Here is an 18035-nt window from a genome sequence, read left to right as displayed (position 1 = left end):
GAGCTGGGGGCGCGGGTACCTTACTAAATCCGCTACCTCATGAAATGGTTTTACCGAATTACCGCGCGTAGCCGCCGCCGAAGCCACCGCTGTCGTAGAAGGAGCGGCGGCGGCTGAGTTTTAGCTCCTGCAAAATGGCCGACCGGGCGCGCAGGTCGAAGGAGTAGGTGCCACCCCGGAAGGCGCTGCCTGCGTAGGGGGTCCAGTTGAAGGCCATCTCCCAGCAGTGCAGGTCGCGGTTCACGCCGATGTTAGTCAGCGACGGCGATTTGTACTGGAAATCATACCCTGTCTGGAACGTGAATTTCCACTTCGGCGTCAGGCTAAAATCGCCCGTCAGTTGCAGCGTCTGGATAATCGAGCTTTGGATGGGCGTAAGTCTGCTATAGCCGAAGGTATAGCTCACGTTGACCGTCCAGGGAATGTTGAAGTCGACGTAGAGGTCCGGGTTTTGGTTGATCGCCTTCATGGTGGCGTCAGTGGCGTTGGCCGATTTCTTGGGTGCATCGGCCTTTTTCGGGGCAAACCGGGTGCTGATAAACGCCTGCAAGTTGGTGAGCCGCGCCAGCCCCTGCCCGGCAAAAATAGACAGCCGGTTGTAGCGCGGATAGGTCGCATTGTCGGGGTTGGGCGCGGCCTGAATGTAGCCCGGAATCTGCCCCTGCGATGCCGTAGGGAAGTAGAGCGAGTACGGATTGATATAGGACGTAGCGTATTCCCGGTACGCGTAAGGGTCGAACGTAGACGAGATATTGAAGTTGACGTTCTTGAAAATCTGCGTGTTGGCGCTCACCTGAATCGGCGACAGTTTGTATTCGGGAGCCAGCAGGTTGTAGCTGCCGTTGATGCTGATGTTGTCGAAGAGGGGTATCTTCTTGAATTCCTGCCCCGATGAGTCATCGCGTGAGCGGACTTTCATCTCCAGCTGGTTCACAATACCAAACGACAAAAACGCCGACTGCCCCGGCGGGCTGCTGCCATACGTGCCGCCCAGCCCCCGGTAGTTCGACAGGGTGCGCCGGTATTCGGGCAGGGCCGCCAGTGCGCCCACCGCAGGCAGCACGGTGTAGAACCCGAATGCTGCGCCCGAAAAGTCAGGTGTGTAGCTCAGTGTTATAGAGGGAGCCACCGTATGCCGAATGGCCTCAATGCGCTTCCCGCGGATGAAATACGTCCCGTAGAGGCGGGTATTTACGCTGGCATTGGTGGAGAACGTGTAGGTCGGGAACAAGTTGCGTGCAGTGTCGATCCTTACCGTCTTCTGATCATCTAGCAGCGTATAAGACAGCTTTCGGCTGTAGATGTCGCCGTTGATGCTGAAGCCGGGGGTGAAGTTGATGTACCGGGCCAGTTTGAAGTTGGGCAGCGACACCGGAATGCTGTAGCGCATGGTCACGTTTCGGTTGTCCCAGATGCGGGCCGCGTTGGCAAACGAAAACGCAATCAGGTTGGGGTCGGGCACGGTGCCACCCGCCCTCACAATGGCCGCGTTGGCCAGGCTGTCGCGCACGATTTGCTCGCGGTTGTTGAGCGTAACGCCTACTGGCACGGCAATGGCAAAACCCAGGCCGCTGGTGTCAATCCGGTTGCGGACGGTGTTGTTCACCTGCGCTGAGGCATCGAACTGGAAACCTACGCGGAAGCTCTCATACCACCGGCCCGTGCCACCCTTCAGCGCAAACGGCGCAATCTGGTTTACGGCCAGGTTGAAATCTGTGGAGACGTCGGTTTTGCCGTTTTCGCGGACACCCGTGATCTGGTTTACCTGCCCAAACTGCTGGTTCACCCGGAAATTGGCCCCCGCCCGCACATACTGCCCAAACGTGCGGCTGTACTGCACTGACGACCCCGCCACGTTCTGACTCACCTGCTGCACGCTGTAGGTGTTGAACTGGTTATAGCTGTTGGACGACACGTTGACATTGGCCGAAAACGAACTCCGCCGCCCAATGTTCTGCGGCGCGTGCGACCATGCGATGGTAAAATCATTCCGCGCCTGCTCCTGATTCAACTTATCGATGAGTAGGCCTGGTAAGTTGCGGTTGAACCGAAGCTGGAATGACCCGCCGTAGCGGTACTTCTTGTTGTAAGCTCCCGACACCCCCGCGCCCCAGCTACCGCGTGAGTAAAGCTGGGTGGTAAACTGCATACCAATGTTCTCATTTACCGCCCAGTAGTAGCCCCCGTCGCGCAGGTAGAAGCCCCGCCCATTGGGTTCTTCGCCATACTGCGGCATAATGATCCCCGACACGCCGATGTCTTTTTTCTTCGGAAACGGGAAGAACCCGAAGGGCAACCCAATGGGCAACGGAATCTGGTTGATGACCAGGTTGAACGGCCCCGACACCACCTGTTTATTGTGCACCACCTTCAGCCGGGGGGCGTTGATGTGGAAGTGGGGCGTGGTGAGGTTGCAGGTGGTATAGATCGAACCCCGGATATAGAGGTTATCTTCGGCGTCTTTCTTCACCGTCTTCCCCCGAATGTTACCTTCGCCCTGCTGCGTAATGATGCCCGACACCAGGGCCTTTTTGGTCTTGAAATTGTAGCGAATCTCCTTGGTGTCGTACGATTCATTGCGATCCTTGAAGACGGGTGTACCCACCACTTTTTTGGCCGTCGAATCGTACCGTCCCCGCGCAAATACCTCGTTGGTAGCCTGGTTGAGCTTGATGTAGTCGGCCTTGAGCGAAATGTCGCCGTATACTACCTGGGCGTCGCCCCACAACTCTACAATCTGGCCGCTTACCAGGCTGGAGTCACGCGAGGCGTATTTCACGGCGGTGGCAAACTGGTCGGGCGCGGCTTTGGTGGTGTCGCGGCGGCTGGTGTCGGTGCTGGCCAGCGCTTTGCGGGGTAGCGTCAGCGGGGCCACGCCGGTGGTAGACCGGGGGGCTTTGGGCGCCAGCGGTGCCACCGTTCGCGGGGCCGAACGAATGGGATTGACGGGCTGATTCTGCGCGTATAAACCGGCCACCAACGACGGTAGTAGCCACAGAATCAGCGTGTATTTTATGACCCGTAAAATAATAAGTCGTATTTTGGGTTCTATCAAAAATTACATTTGCCGGTTCGGTTACTAAACGCGGCTTCGACAAAGTTACCCACGATCAGGTACCCAATACTGCCCCGAATCGCATTTTGCTGTTAAATACTATTAAATCACCCCACACACACATGGCCCGTTGGCTTGTTAAGATTGTCCTACTTTTGGTGGTGCTCGGCCCATTGCTGGCACTCACCAACTTACCCAAACCGGCCTGGCAGGACGACACCGTTGCCAGCGGGCAACCCCGGCAGGCTGGGCGGGCCAACCAGATTCGTACCGTCGTGCTCGACGCAGGCCATGGCGGCAAAGACCCTGGTACTCACGGGCGCTATGCCAAAGAAAAAAACCTCAACCTGAAAATTGCCCTTCAAATAGGCCGCAAGATCAAGGAAGAGATGCCCAGTATGCGCGTGATCTACACCCGCACCACTGATCGGTTTATTGAACTCGCCGAACGGTCGGCCATTGCCAATCGCAACCGCGCCGACCTGTTTATCTCCATCCACTGCAATGCCAACCCCGTCTCGAAGGCCGTTCACGGCACCGAGACCTACACTATGGGTTTGCACAAAACAGAAGGTAACCTCGACGTGGCCAAGCGGGAAAACGCCGTTATCCTGAAAGAAACCAACTACCAGGAGACCTACAAGGGCTTTAACCCTAACTCGCCGCTGGCCTACATTATGCTGGCCAATTACCAGCACGCGTTTTTGGGTAGTAGCATCAATTTTGCCGAAAAAGTAGAGCGCAACTTCCGCCGCACCGCCGACCGCAAGAGCAACGGCGTGAAGCAGGCGGGCTTTCTGGTACTCTGGCGCACCACCATGCCCAGCGTATTGGTTGAGACCGGCTACCTCACCAACGCCGACGAAGAAGACTTCCTGGCCTCGGAAGAAGGCCGCGACCGCATCACCACCGCCGTCTACAAAGCTTTCGAGCAATATAAGCATGATATGGAGGGGGAGTGAGACAGTATGCAGTTCGACAGTATGCAGTGGGCTGACGCGAACTACACGTGCGTCAGCCCACTGCATACTGTCGAACTGCATACTGTCTTGGCACAATTCCTGCCCCAATCCGGTTATAGAGTGTAGCGCCGGAAACGCAGGTGTCCGGGCATAGATTATTCAAAACTTTACATGAAATTTTCACAGGAGGCGAAAGTAGGGTTGCTGGCCCTCGTCACACTCACGATGTTCTTCTTCGGGTTCAACTTCCTGAAGGGAACCAACATCTTCAAAAAGAATAAGCAATTCACCGTTATCTACGACAACGTCGATGGGCTGACCAGTTCTAACCCCGTGTTGCTCAATGGCTTGAACGTGGGGCGGGTGGCCAAAATTGACCTCATGCCCGACCGGGGGAACAAGCTGCTTGTCACGCTCGACATGAACAAAAACGTGGTGATCCGGCAGGGGTCAAAAGCCATGCTGGCCGACGGTGGGTTGCTGGGTGGCAAGATCATCCGCCTCGAACTAAACCCCGCCGGGGCCGTCATGGACGAAGGGGCACTGGTTGCTTCGACTGAGCAGGGCATTTCGAGTCTGATTAAAGAAAAGACCTTGCCGGTACTGAATAACGTGGATTCGCTTACCCGCAGGCTCAATTATGTGGTGGCCCAGTTCGACCAGACGGGCGGGCTATTAAACCAGACCCTGCGTGGGGCCAATGGCGTAACAGGTACTCTCAATTCGGCTTTGAATGAAAACCGCGCCGGTCTCAAAGCCGCCCTGGCCAACGTAAACCACCTCTCACAATCCCTCGACAAAACCACCCGCGACCTGGGGCCGATTTTGAACAAGGCCGGTACCTTCGCCGACTCGCTGAATGCGCTGCAACTGAAGCAGACGCTCAACAACGCCAACAAGTCGATTGATAATTTGCAGAAGCTACTGGGCAACATCGAAAAGGGGCAAGGCTCACTGGGCAAACTCACCACCGATGATTCACTGTACATCAACGTGAGCCGCACGGCGGGTGGCCTCGAAAAGCTCCTGACCGATTTCCGGCAAAACCCCAAAAAATACATCAACGTGTCGTTTTCCGTATTCGGCAAGAAAGACAAGCCCGCCGCCGCCAAGCCCGGCACGGTCATCACGACCACCACAACGAAGGTTGATTCGATTCCGCCGAAATAGTGGATTGTGATACTATGTTTTTGCTCTAATTTGACGGACTTAAATTTTTGTTACGCAAACAAGAATGGTTGCTCACATGAATCAATCAGATCAGGGTGCTGATATTCGGCTAGCGCTGCTGTCATATATCGAAGAGGATGTTCACGTCGTTTACTCGCCTGCGCTGGATCTATATGGCTATGGCAATGACGAGTTCGAAGCTCGGTCGAGTTTCGCTATTACGTTAGAAGAATATCTTTCTTATACGACAAAAGAAAACACGCTGTTGGCCGATTTGCGTCGTTTAGGATGGTTTGTTGACCCTCAAACGCATACCGTGGCTGTACCGCTCTGGACTAGTTTATTGACTGGGAATGAGCACTTAACAGATATCGTTACCAACAGACCATTTAAAAAATTTGATCAGCCTGCCCATATTCCAGCTTTTGCCTGAGTGTTATGGGTACGCAAAAACTGTCTAATATTTCGATAAGTGAATACCGCAAGTTTCTGCAAAAGGTTGGTTGTACTTTTTATAAGATAAATAGTGGTCATGAACACTGGCGGAAAGAAGGATTAACGCGACCAATTACCTTTCAGACACACATTGATCCGGTGCCAGAATTCATTATTCAGAACGCACTTCGTTCACTGGGCCTTTCCAAAAAAGATTTTCACGAAATAATAAACGAATGACCCGCCCAAAACGGGTCATTTGCTTTGAAAAAGTACGTCAATAAGTAAAAGTCATTTCAATTTTTCATCAACTTCTAAACCTTCATCATGCAAACCCTCCTTGATAACCTTGCCCAAAAAACGGCCCAGACACAACTGGGTGGCGGGCAGAAAAAAATTGACGATCAACACAAAAAAGGCAAGCTCACCGCCCGCGAACGTATTGATTATCTGACTGATACCGATACTCAGTTTCTGGAAATCGGCCTGTTTACGGGCGAGGGTATGTACGCCGAGCATGGCGGGTGTCCGTCGGGCGGTGTGGTTACGGGGCTTGCGTATGTGTCGAGGCGGTTGTGTGTGGTTGTAGCCAACGATGCCACCGTAAAAGCTGGGGCCTGGTTTCCCATTACGGCCAAAAAGAACCTCCGGGCGCAAGAGATTGCGATGGAGAACCGCCTGCCCATCATCTACCTCGTCGACAGTGCGGGGGTGTATCTGCCTTTGCAGGATGAGGTATTCGCCGATAAAGACCACTTTGGCCGGATGTTCCGCAATAACGCGCACCTCTCGGCTATGGGCGTGTTGCAGGTGGCGGCCATCATGGGCAGCTGCGTGGCGGGGGGCGCGTACCTGCCCATCATGAGCGACGAAGCCCTGATCGTAGAAGGCACCGGCTCCATTTACCTGGCCGGACCGTACCTGGTGAAAGCCTCTATTGGCGAGGATGTAGACACCGAAACGCTGGGCGGCGCGGCCATGCACACCGAGATTTCGGGCGTGATCGACAATAAATATCCCGACGATAAAAGCTGTCTGGACGCCATAAAACGCATTTTAGACAAAACGGGCAGCAGCCCCACCGCTGGTTTCAGCCGCGTAGCACCCGCTCCGCCTACCCTCGACCCCGCCGAGATCTACACGCTCCTGCCACAAGACCGCGTGAAGCCCTATGATATGATGGCGATACTGAACCGCCTCATTGACAACTCCGATTTCGACCCTTACAAACCTGATTATGGCCAGTCGCTGATCTGTGGCTATGCCCGTATCGACGGTTGGGCGGTAGGTATTGTGGCTAATCAGCGAAAGGTGGTAAAAGCCAAAAATCGGGTTGGTCCGGGTGGGGCTACGGCGGGGCAGGCGGTGGAAATGCAGATGGGCGGCGTAATCTACGGCGACGCCGCCGACAAGGCCGCGCGGTTTATCATGAACTGCAACCAGAAGCATATTCCGCTGGTGTTCATTCAGGACGTAACGGGCTTTATGGTAGGCAGCCGCGCCGAGCAGGGGGGGATCATCAAAGACGGGGCCAAGCTCGTGAGCGCCATGGCCAATTCCGTCGTGCCGAAGTTTACGGTCGTCATCGGCAACTCCTACGGGGCGGGCAACTACGCCCTCTGCGGTCGCGCTTACGACCCCCGCCTGATGCTGGCCTGGCCCACAGCCCAAATGGCGGTTATGAGCGGTGCATCGGCGGCAAAAACACTGTTGCAGATACAAGTGGCCTCATTAAAAGCCAGAGGCGAAGTGATCACCCCCGAAGCGGAACAGGCTCTCTTACAGAAAATTACGGATCAGTACAACGCGCAGCTATCGCCCTACTACGCCGCTGCCCGCCTCTGGTTCGACGCCGTCATTGACCCCCTCGACACCCGCCGCCATATCTCCCTCGGCATTGAAGCTGCCAATCATGCCCCCATCACCAAGTCATTTAACGTGGGGAATATGCAGACGTAGAAGGGTGATGTACATTATGCATTGTACATTACCCTTCTTTTTCCCCCAGCCAGTCCATTTCTTCGGGGATGTCCTGCTCAATGGCGGCGCGGACGCGTTCGACGATGGACTCTACGGACTCATCGGGGGCGACGACCATAGGGGGCTTAAACCGGATGGAGAGTTGTGTGTTGCGCTTTTTAAACCGCAGCCCTTTCTTATCGAATGCCCGGCGGAACCCATTGATCACCACCGGAATAATGATGGGGTCATTGTCTTTGATGAGGTGGCCCGTACCCTTGCGCACGGGGGCATAAGGCTTGGTGGTGCCCTGCGGAAAGCTCACGACCCACCCATGTTGCAGGGCCGTCCCGATTTTATCGACGGCTGATGTATCAACGGCCCGCTTCACATCACGCCCGTCGGCCCGCCACGACCGCTCGATGGTTAGGGCACCGCCGAGGGCGAAAATCTTGGCCAGAATCCCCTTCTGCATAGTCTCGCTGGCGGCCACATAATACATCCGGGCGCGGGGGGCAAAGAGGTAAACAGGCGGCAGCATGGTGTCTTTAAACCCCCATTTCACGGCGCAGAACACGTGAAAGAAGGCAATCACGTCGGCAAAATAGGTCTGGTGATTCGACAGAAACAGCACATTGTTGATTGGTAGGGTCTCTAGGTGCTCGGTGCCCTCAATCTTGATTCGGTTGACAGTGGTATAGCGGAAATAGGTAAACCAACCTACCACAGCAATAATCATTCGCCTGAACAACAGCCAGTTGCCAAAAGGATCGCACTCAAACAGGCCGATCACATCGAGCCGGTCGAGGGGTTTGGGCAGGTAGCTGAATTTGGTAGGCTTTACGTATTTCATGGGGTTAGGTAAGGCGATGAAGGCAACTGGCGGCTATGGTGGGTGCAAGTAAAGCAGAAAGCCCTACCAAAATAATTTGGCGGGGTCATTAATCCCTGCGCTCGTCAATGCATCCAACCGATGTATTAACCGAAAGACGCCTATACCAGACCGTTTACTTCCCCAGTTTTTCATCGGGGTCATCCCAATTTAACCCTCAGTATACCATGAACCGTCTGTTTGCTTCCGCCCTTTCGCTTGTCGCCCTTTTCTTCGTTACCACAGCTTCGTTCGCCCAGGTTCAGGTGGGGGTGCGGGGCGGTGCCACCTGGAGCAACGTCTCCGAGCCGTCGCTGCTGCAAAACCTGCCCGTGCAACCCGAATTTTCGCCCGGCCCTACCGGTGCTATTTTCCTGGAAGTGCCCCTGAGTGAGCGCGTATCGTTCCGTCCCGAAGTAGCTTTTGTGCAAAAAGGTTTTCTGCTGCGCGAAGGTACCAGTCTCAATCTCGGCATTCTCGACATTCCTATTGGGGCGCGGGTGGCCTACCAGATTCAGTCTATCCAGACGCCGCTGCTGTTGAAAGTAAACCTGTCCGACGGCCCCGTTAAGCCCTATATCTTCGCCGGACCAGCCGTTGGCTACGCGTTTGATGGCCGTATTCGTACCCGCGCTACAGCTCTGTTTACCACCAAAAACATGGACGTGCCCCTGGGCATTGGCGGGGCCATCAACCACTGGGACTTCAGCGGCGTAGGTGGGCTAGGTCTCTCTGCCGATATGGGCGCGGGCAAATTCTTTGTTGAGGCCCGCTACGACTACGGTTTCACGCGCCAACTGCAAGTGCCCCTCGTGAACCTCCCCGTGCGCAACCGCACCGTGGGCGTTTCGGTAGGGTATGCGTTTACGCTATAAATGTCTTGATTACGAACCAATGGTTAGACGCACCGGCTCCTGGCTGGTGCGTCTTTTTTTTGAGATGTTAACTAGGTCAAGATTTGAAATCTTGACTAGCAGACGGTTGGGGGGCACTCAATTCTGTTTATTTTTGTCTATTCGTAACAGTGCAAAAACTATAATCCTGGCCTTTAGCCCTGATTTTCATCAATCCCTGAATATGGCAACATTAGTGAACGACTTTACTTATTCAACCAAAGCGGAACCGCACCGGATGCGGACCCGGCAGATCATGAAGGCTCACCCGGAGGTGAAAAAGCTGATTGGTCAGAAAAATCCCGTCACGTTTTGGGTGGCCCTGGGCTGCGTAGCTATGCTCATCGGTATGGCGTGGCTCCTGCGCGACCAGTCGTGGTGGCTCATTGTGGCGGCTGCCTGGTTTGTTGGGGCGTTTCCGGCCCATACGCTGTTTATCTGTATTCACGAAGCGGCCCACAACCTGATTTTCCGCAAGCCCGCCGCCAACATCTGGACGGGTATTTTTGCCAATTTGCCTACGGTGTTCCCCACGGCTATTTCGTTCAAAAACTTCCATATCAAGCACCACGCCTTCCAGGGGGTACATGAGCTTGATGCCGACCTGCCCGATTGGTACGAGGCCAAGCTGATTAACAACTACGCCATTGGTAAGGCTATCTGGCTGCTGCTATTTCCTGTTTTCCAGGGCATTCGCACCCTGCGCTGCATTGAGCTGGCCGTGATTGACAAGTGGGTAGTAGCCAACATTGTGGCGCAACTGATTTTCGATACCCTGATTGTGGTTTTCTTCGGCTGGAAAGCCCTGGCGTTTATGGTGATGTGTTTGTTCTTTTCGGTAGGGCTGCATCCGCTGGGTGCCCGCTGGATTCAGGAACACTACCTTACCCTTGACCCTGAACAGGAGACCTACAGCTACTACGGTCAGCTCAACGGCGTGAACCTGAACGTAGGTTTCCACAACGAGCACCACGATTTTCCCTCAATCCCCTGGAACAAACTACCCCAGGTGAAGCACTCGGCACCAGAGTATTACGACACGCTGAAATACCACACCTCGTATGTGAAGCTGCTGTTTACGTTCTTGTTTAGCCAGGAAGTATCGCTTTACTCGCGCATTGTGCGTAAAGAACGTGGCCGCGTCACCCTCGACGACCAATCGAAGCCAGACCTCGAAATGGTGCAGCCTCACGCTGAGCCTGTTACGGCGTAATAGAGACGTTATTTCCCATGAAAAAATGCCCGCTTCTGAATTAGGAGCGGGCATTTTTTGTGGGGTTAATTTTGGTAGGTTGGCGCTCTAAGTTGCTGTCGCACGGCTCCGCGCCCCGGGCCCTTCGACTGCGCTTAGGGTGACAGGGCAGTTGATTCAGATTAGTAAAGTTGATTCAAGGTCGTTGTCACCCTGAGCGCAGTCGAAGGGCCAGGCGTTAGAGCGCCAACCCACAAGGCGCAACCAATTTGTCCTTTACTAATCATCGCTTCAGCAAAAACGCGGATAAATCGGCGAGTTGCTGGTCGGTGAGGCCCATAGCAACGGGGTCGGGCATAAGGCTGGTGGTGTATTGCTTGCGCGAAGCAACCTGAGCCGTGGGCAGGGTGTGTTTTTGGCCGGCGGCGTCTTTCACTACGATAGCCTGGGCACCGTCAGAGATCAGGAATCCATAGTAGGTCTGCCCGTTTCTGGTCGTAATGAGCCAGGGTTCATAGCCAAACGCCAGAGCCGCGCTGGGATTCACGATGGCATCAAGCAGACCGTTGCGGTCGAATTTCTCGTGGATTTTAGTCAGTTCCGGCCCAATTTCGGCACCAGCCGCGCCGTGTTTGTGGCAGGTGGCGCAGTTAGTGGTGAAGACAGCCTTTCCCACTTCGGCGTTGCCGGTGAGGCTCGCAATCTGCCGAATCGATACTGTGCGGGCTGTGCCGGGTTTGTTGAAATAATCACTCGCCATGGTGCGCACGCTCTGATCTGGATTGGTGAAAATCACCTCCGAAACAGGCCCCACAAGCTCTTTTGGTAGTTTTCTGTCGGCTACAAGGCCCACCAGCAAACGACCACCTTCGGGAGTGTGGGCCATGCTCACGGCTAGTTTGGTCTTGTCGGCTATGGATACGTATTCATCCAGCAATTGCTGGCGTTGGGCCAACACCTGTTGCTCAGCGTCAGATAGTTTATTGGGCAGCAATTCGTCCCAATTCACGAGCGTAGCCCAGTCGTTTCCCCGCCGGAAGGCCACCCAATAGGCAGCCTGCTTCGCCAGCGTCGTATCCCTCGATTTGGCCAGTTCGACCATAGCGCGGGCGGCCATGGGGGTACGCACAAAGCCCAGCCCGGTCAGGGCCTGCTGCCGGGCATCGGCGGTAAGGGCTTGATTACTAGCCCATTTCGTGAATAGCTCAGTGGCTTCGGCGGGGTGCAGTTCCCAAAGCAGATCGGCCAGTTTGGGATTCCAGCTGGCAGGGTCGGGTGATAGCTGAGCCGTAATTGCCTGACCAATAGGTGATTCCTTGCCTTGTGCGCCAATGCCGAGGGCGGTGAGGTAGTAGCGGTCACTGCCGTCGTAGCCGTTCATGAGCGTTAGTAGCAGCGGCACCGCCTGGGGGGCGGGTACGTCGCGGAGGGCAATGGCTACTTCGCGCCGCATAGCGGGGGAGGGGTCATTCACTAGTTGCCTACACAGCGAAACGAGGGTAGTGGCCGGTTGCTCTTTTAACGCTCGAAACGCTGTGAGCCGAAGTTGCGGGTCGGCGTTGGTCAGGGCGTTGGTTGCCAGTTCATGGCCTTTGGGACCAAGCTGGCTCAGTAGCCAAACAGCGCGGGCGCGGTGGTAGGGGTTAGGTGCGTTGAGCAGTTCGGAAACGGGCTTAGCTACCTTGTCGCCCTGCATCCGCAACGCATTGAATCCCAGCAGCCTAACGTTGATGGCCGGGCTTTGCAGCGCGGCAATCTGGCCTTTGGTGGTTGTCAAATTCAGCGTTGGCACGGTCAGGTTTTTGCCTTTGGGCGTAATACGAAAAATGCGTCCATACCCTTTTTTGTCGTGCATGGCGTGGCCCCCCACAATGGGGTCATACCAGTCAGCAATGTAAATGGCCCCGTCTGGTCCCACCGACACATCGGACGGACGAAACCACTTGCGCGGATCGTCGCCGACGTCGTTCCACTTGTAATTCTCATCTACTTTGGGAAAGGTGCTGATGAGATCGCGGCGGTTGCTCAGGTCGTAACCGGCTCCCTGCGGATTGAGTTTATACCCAAAAATTACGTTGCGGCCCGCCTCGGCGCTGAGCAGCGTGCCCCGGTACGCCTCGCCCAGTTCGTCGCCCTCATACACCACCACGCCCGTGGGCGAACCCGCCCCGCTGATGTCGCCAACGGGCATCACGCCAGGATCTTGTTGGTGCCAGTGCGCAGTGGGAATGGGTTGACCGGGGCGTTGGTCGCCCTGCCAGTAGCGGGTGCCGTCGCTGCTGAAATAGCCTGCGTTGGCGCCCTCCATCAGAAAACTGGTGCGGCAGGCCACCACCTGATCGTCGTTATCGTTCTGAAACAGGTTGCCATACGAGTCGATGCCGGTTTCGTAGTTGTTCCGAAAGTTGTGCGCCATCACTTTCAGGCCGGTGCCGTCGGGGCGGATGCGCAGCGCCAGCCCGCCCACCCACACGCGCCCGTCGTCGCTTACCTGATTGCCCTTGTTGAGCTTGTTATAGGGTGTGCCGCCCACGTACAAACTCCCCGACCGCAGGGTCCAGCCTGCCTTGTCGGTAACATGGTGCGGCCCGGCGTTGCCCGTGTTAAAATAGTAGTTGCCATCGGGACCTGCCACCAGCGCGTGCAGCGAATGGTCATGGTCCAGGCCGCCGAAACCAGTTAGAAAAATCTCTTTCTTGTCGGCTTTGTCGTCGCCGTTTTCGTCGGTATAGACCACCAGGCTGGGAGCGCAGGAGACGTACACTTTGTTGCCCAGCACGGCAATGCCCAGCGGCGACACCAGTTCTTTGTCCTCTACAAACACCGTCGACTTGTCGGCTTTGCCGTCGTGGTCGGTGTCTTCCAGAATCATCACGCGCTCGCCGTTGGGGTGGGTCAGGTGGGTGTCGGGCTTGTTGTTAAAGTCCCGATAATCAACGGCTTCCGTGATCCAGACGCGGCCCCGCGCGTCGAGATCCATGTTGGTAGGATTATAAAACATTGGCCCCTCAGCCCAGAGCGTCGCCTCCAGGTCGTCGGGCAGGAAGAGCCGGTTCGGGTCAACGGGTTCCGGCTGTCCCGTTGGCAGTGTCCAGAGCCAGGCGGCGAACAAGGGGAGGGTGAGTTTCATATCTTTTAGTTTACAGCAAACAGTAAACTTGTTTAAAGTCCCGTTAGCGCCGTAGCTACGTCAGCTTCTACTTTGGGGTCTAACTTCTTGTCTTTCAATACGGTTTCAAACGCCGGGCCTTTGCTTTGCAGGGCTGCCGTCAGCGATTTCCGGTTGAGTTTCACGCGTTCGGCGGTTTTGTCGGGGCGGATAATATAATAGACTGACTCGTCGCGGAACTCATCAAACACCTGCGTCTCGCCGTATGCCTGCTTGGCCGGGGCTTTGTAGAACTGCTTGACGGGCAACTGCACCAGTGAGTAAGCGCCCTGATACACCACCCGGACCAGACCCGTTTTTAGGGCAACATCGTCGGTGGTTAAGCCGGTAAGCTGTTCATAACGAGTTGGTTGAGGCGCATTTGGTAATTGTATCATTACATGCCTGACACCCGCCGCCGCATAGCGGACCGAATCTTTTGGTGACCGCTTCACCCATAACTCCTGATGCAAGGCATCATAATTAAATAGCGCGTTGGCAATGGTGTTGCCCGATTTGAAGGTGAGCGTACCCGGTGCCCAGTCTGGCAGGGCCATAGGCGTGCCTTTTAGTCCCGTTTCGCTCAGGTCAAACCGGCGAAGGGTCTGGTTGTTGAATGGGCTGTTGATTACCTGCTCCATGCCAGCAGCGGGTGTCGTTGTTTGGGCCAAACTGGTCAAGGATAGCAGCAGAAACGCAACTAACGGATTGACAGACTTTTTCACGGATGATGGTTGTGTTTGTTTACACTAAGTTACGCTTTACATAGGCCAGATTATGCTGGTAGGCAGCCACTGTATCGTCGTCTTTGGTTTTGGCCCACTCAATCTGCATCCAGCCGTCGCCTTCGTAGCCCGCGTCGGCCAGTGCCTGCCGCACGCGGGGCCAGTCGATGGTGCCGTTGCCCAGGCGGACGCCGTTTTCCTTGATGTGTAGTTCGCAGATATGTCGTTTGCCCAGCAGCGCAATTTCCCGGAAAATGTCGTTGCCCGCGTCGGTGGCGTTGCGAGGGTCGTAATAGACCTTAATAGCCGACGACCCCACCCGGTCAATGATGTCGAGGTGCTGTTCGGCGGTGAGGTAGCTTTCAATGCCGAGTTGCACCCCCGCCCGTTCGGCTACGGGTGCCACCGCCTTCAGCCGACGCACCACTTCGGTAATGCCCGCAGGGTCGTTGCGGAGGTCATTTTTGGCGAAGAATGCCAGTAATACGGCCTTCACGCCCAGGCTTTTGGCCACGCCAATACTATCATGCACCCACTGTTCGGTCTGCGGGTCCGACTTGTAGGGTACCTCGTTGAGCGCGCCAATGCCCAGCCCGCCAATGCGAACGCCCGTACGTTTGGCGGCATCCAGGTACGCTTGTTGTACGGCAGTTTGTTGTAAGTGCTGGGGTTTGGCGGGCGTGTTGAAGCTGAGTTGTACGCCGTCGAGGCCAATACGCTTGGCCACGTCGAAACAGGCGATGTCGGCGGCGGGACCAATAGACCAGTCGCAGGCACCAATGCGCACGGCGGGGCGGGTGGCTACACGTTCGGCCAGTAGCGGAGTAGCAAGCGCTAAAGCGCTCATGTTCAGCGTTGTACTAAGCCAGTGGCGTCGTGTCTGTTTCATAGTGAGAAATGAGAAGCAAGAGACAAGAAGCAAGAGATGAGAAGCAAGAAACAAGAAATAAGAAGCAAGAGACAAGACTTGTTTGGTTCGAACTAATCTTTCGTCTTGTCTCTTGCTTCTCACCTCTTGGCTCTATGCTATTGCCTGTCGGCTCTAACCTTGAGAAAGGGCTACCAAACTTTTTTTACCCACCGTTCCAACGCAATCAGTAGTCGGTGGGTCTTTAACGTACCTACACAGTATGCTGGATGAACGAACGCTTGTAGACGGGTGCCGGAATCAGGACCGGGCTGCGCAGCGACTGCTCTACGAGCGGTTTGCCGGAAAGCTCTTTGCCGTCTGTAAACGCTACATAAAAGACCCCGACGAAGCTGCCGATGTGTTGCAGGATTCGTTTGTGAAAGTGTTTCGGCATATGGACCAGTTTCGGTTTGAATGCCCACTGGAGGCTTGGCTGAAGCGCATTGCCATCAACACGGCGCTGAAACACCTCCGCAAAAACAAACCCTTCGATCACATGACAGACGTGGAGGAAGTGGCGAATTTTTTGCCACAAAACGCCGACGTGCTGCCCACGCTCAACTACCAGTACCTGCTTCAGTTGGTGCAGGAGTTGCCCACGGGTTGCCAGACCGTCTTTAACCTATACGCCGTAGAAGGCTATACCCACCCCGAAATTGCCGCCTTGCTGGGTATTTCGGAAGGGACATCGAAATCGCAATTTTTTCGCGCCAGGGGGCTGCTCCAACAGAAGCTCCTGGCCGACCAACCTATTCGTACCGATTATTTGCCATGAATCGTTCCAACACGTTTTCGTCTAACAACCCCCCATCGGGCAGCCCCGGCGTACCACCGCCATCGGGCACGCCCGACAGCGCGTGGGCATCGGCTTTTCAGAACGCCAGCGAAGCCCCGCCCGCCCGCGTCTGGAGTGGTATTGAACGCCAGCTCGACCTCGACGATGAGGACGGCGTGTTGCCCTTACTGACCTATGCCCCCAGCCGTTCGGTAGTGTTTGGGCGGTGGGTGGCGGGCATAGCCGCGGCCTTGCTCCTGGCCTTGCTGGGCTGGTGGAGTCTACGTACTACTGACACTAATAGATTGAATGGCAATCAGTTGGCTGCTGAAAAGCAACAAAAGGCAATTACCCCGGCAACCTCGCCAACTACTCCACCCGCGCCTGCTACTGGCTCTACAGCGGCTGAGTCGGTGGCGCGATCAGATGCGCACGCAGCGGCGAAGACAGGCGTTCAGTGGCCCGCCAGCCCGCGCCATATTGCTCGGATAGCTCCACCTGTTGCTAGCGAAAAACCCAACGTGCTGGCTTCGGTAGTGGCTTCCGAAGCTGCTGCGTCGGCCGACACCATCAGCCAGTTTGAGTCGAGCGAATCAGTGACGATTTCGATGCAGGTGTCGGTGCAACAGACCACCCGTTTGGCCAGTGGCATGGATCAGGCCGTGCGCCCCACTACACTGACCCGCGCCGCAGCCAACCAGCCCGCGCCGGTCTCGGACATGCAGACGCAACTGGCCTTTTCGCAGTCGATGCATTCACGCTTTGTGCCGTCAGCAACAGGTGGAACAGTGGTGCCCCCCATGCCAACCGTACCGAATGGCGCAGAACAGCTTGCCCCGGCATTGGTCGTAGTACCTGCGCCAGCAATAACCAATGAGCAAGTGGCACTGTATGAGCAGCTTACGCCCATGATTCAGTCATTAGCTATCCGTGAATTGCCGAAGCAAGTGGTTGGCAATGAGCGCATTGTCTGGTTTTCGCCGGAACTGCCACAGTCGGAAAAGATGCTGGATGAAGCCCCAAAATCCGCCCGAAAAGGCCGCCAGAAAGCGTGGATTTCGGCTGGTATGGCTGCGTCGTCGTTTAACCCGTCGGTGGCCATGCGGCCGGTCAGTGGCCTGGCCTACACCAACAACGCACCAACAAACGCCTTGACGTCGGGTGCCGGTCCCGTGCCTGCTCTGGCCCTTGATAGCCGTGCCGGGCGGGCCATTGCCCTACAAATGAGCGTGGGCATACCCCTATCCGACCACTGGACGGTGGAGTCGGGTGTGGGCTTGCTCAACGGGCAATCGGTGGTGCAAAGTCCGGTTCGTTCGTCGGCCCTATCGGCTGATAAAAACAGTGCTGCCTTTGCCAACGCTCCTACGCTCTATACTGATCTGGTGGGCAACAGCGCCAATCAGATGGTGGCAAATAGTGCCCTGGATGGTAATAATGGCTATACGGCCACCGCGCAACGCAACGCATTTGTGACCAGCACCAGCTATGACCGGGCAGTGGTTCATGGGGTTAGCAACACCTATCAGTTTGTGCAGGTGCCGGTACAGCTCAGCTATGAACTGCGCCCCCGCCGCAAGTTTGGTCTGGCATTTCTGACGGGTATGGTCTCGAACCTGTTTGTGCGCAACACCGTGGCCGATGCCATCACCGTGAAAACGCAGGACGGTGTCTACCGCCCCATTACGGTGGCGGGCACTGCCGGGATGCGGCTCCGTTTCCGGCCCGACAAACACTGGTCGGCGTCGTTGGCCGGTACGTTCCAGCAGAGCCTGCACTCAATCACCAAACCCGAAGTAGGCGTGCAGGCCCTGCCCCAAAATATGGGTGTATGTTTTAGCGTTGACAGGCATTTTTAAACTATTAGTCATTTCGCTTCGCTGTCATTCAATCGTCATTAGTTGTGAAGGCAATGAATGACAGCGAAGCGAATGACCAAC

At 55.7% G+C, this 18035-nt stretch carries 13 protein-coding genes; 8 read left to right on the top strand and 5 right to left on the bottom strand.

What is annotated here, in order from left to right; genetic code table 11:
* Positions 1-58: 58 nt before the first annotated feature.
* Complete coding sequence (locus J2I48_RS15340) at positions 59-2977, bottom strand: putative LPS assembly protein LptD (RefSeq protein WP_310587278.1); 2919 nt, start codon at positions 2975-2977, stop codon at positions 59-61.
* Positions 2978-3177: 200 nt separating this feature from the next.
* On the opposite strand from J2I48_RS15340, the gene J2I48_RS15335 reads away from it, so the two are divergent.
* The 4 genes from J2I48_RS15335 to J2I48_RS15320 all read left to right on the top strand — a co-directional run bounded on the left by J2I48_RS15335 (position 3178) and on the right by J2I48_RS15320 (position 7581).
* Positions 3178-4017 (top strand): N-acetylmuramoyl-L-alanine amidase family protein, encoded by an 840-nt coding sequence (locus J2I48_RS15335; RefSeq protein ID WP_207336349.1) that lies wholly within the window; start codon positions 3178-3180, stop codon positions 4015-4017.
* A 171-nt stretch (positions 4018-4188) separates the two neighbouring features.
* On the top strand, positions 4189-5187 hold the full coding sequence (locus J2I48_RS15330) for an MlaD family protein (protein ID WP_207336348.1): 999 nt from the start codon (positions 4189-4191) through the stop codon (positions 5185-5187).
* A gap of 76 nt (positions 5188-5263) precedes the next feature.
* Positions 5264-5620: a hypothetical protein gene (locus J2I48_RS15325; RefSeq protein ID WP_207336347.1), complete on the top strand. Its 357-nt coding sequence runs from the start codon at positions 5264-5266 to the stop codon at positions 5618-5620.
* A gap of 329 nt (positions 5621-5949) precedes the next feature.
* Entirely contained in the window at positions 5950-7581 is a 1632-nt protein-coding gene (locus J2I48_RS15320) for an acyl-CoA carboxylase subunit beta (protein WP_207336346.1), read from the top strand.
* A gap of 28 nt (positions 7582-7609) precedes the next feature.
* Here J2I48_RS15320 and J2I48_RS15315 read toward each other — a convergent pair whose 3' ends face one another.
* Positions 7610-8434 carry a lysophospholipid acyltransferase family protein gene (locus J2I48_RS15315; RefSeq protein WP_207336345.1) on the bottom strand — a complete coding sequence of 275 codons (825 nt, stop codon included), beginning with the start codon at positions 8432-8434 and terminating at the stop codon, positions 7610-7612.
* A 206-nt stretch (positions 8435-8640) separates the two neighbouring features.
* On the opposite strand from J2I48_RS15315, the gene J2I48_RS15310 reads away from it, so the two are divergent.
* Positions 8641-9327, top strand: a complete 687-nt coding sequence (locus J2I48_RS15310) for a porin family protein (protein ID WP_207336344.1) — start codon at positions 8641-8643, stop codon at positions 9325-9327.
* Positions 9328-9529: 202 nt separating this feature from the next.
* Positions 9530-10558 carry a fatty acid desaturase gene (locus J2I48_RS15305; protein ID WP_207336343.1) on the top strand — a complete coding sequence of 343 codons (1029 nt, stop codon included), beginning with the start codon at positions 9530-9532 and terminating at the stop codon, positions 10556-10558.
* Positions 10559-10820: 262 nt separating this feature from the next.
* On the opposite strand, the gene J2I48_RS15300 is transcribed toward J2I48_RS15305, so the two are convergent.
* From J2I48_RS15300 to J2I48_RS15290, 3 genes are read right to left on the bottom strand one after another with little or no spacing between them, the layout of a single operon-like run.
* Positions 10821-13667 carry a PVC-type heme-binding CxxCH protein gene (locus J2I48_RS15300; RefSeq protein WP_207336342.1) on the bottom strand — a complete coding sequence of 949 codons (2847 nt, stop codon included), beginning with the start codon at positions 13665-13667 and terminating at the stop codon, positions 10821-10823.
* A 32-nt stretch (positions 13668-13699) separates the two neighbouring features.
* Complete coding sequence (locus J2I48_RS15295; RefSeq protein ID WP_207336341.1) at positions 13700-14410, bottom strand: hypothetical protein; 711 nt, start codon at positions 14408-14410, stop codon at positions 13700-13702.
* 19 nt (positions 14411-14429) lie between these two features.
* Positions 14430-15299, bottom strand: a complete 870-nt coding sequence (locus J2I48_RS15290; protein WP_229376325.1) for a sugar phosphate isomerase/epimerase family protein — start codon at positions 15297-15299, stop codon at positions 14430-14432.
* 241 nt (positions 15300-15540) lie between these two features.
* On the opposite strand from J2I48_RS15290, the gene J2I48_RS15285 reads away from it, so the two are divergent.
* Together J2I48_RS15285 and J2I48_RS15280 are read left to right on the top strand one after the other, a co-directional pair.
* Positions 15541-16095, top strand: coding sequence for an RNA polymerase sigma factor (locus J2I48_RS15285; RefSeq protein WP_207336340.1), 555 nt, complete (start codon positions 15541-15543; stop codon positions 16093-16095).
* On the top strand, positions 16092-17954 hold the full coding sequence (locus J2I48_RS15280; RefSeq protein WP_207336339.1) for a hypothetical protein: 1863 nt from the start codon (positions 16092-16094) through the stop codon (positions 17952-17954). Before J2I48_RS15285 ends, J2I48_RS15280 begins: the two co-directional genes overlap by 4 nt.
* The last annotated feature ends 81 nt before the right edge of the window (positions 17955-18035 follow it).

It is taken from the genome of Fibrella aquatilis (assembly GCF_017353255.1).
GTDB classification, from domain to species: Bacteria; Bacteroidota; Bacteroidia; order Cytophagales; family Spirosomataceae; genus Fibrella; species Fibrella aquatilis.
The sequence above is the reverse complement of the archived record's forward strand: the minus strand, read 5'-3'. Positions and strand labels throughout refer to the sequence as shown.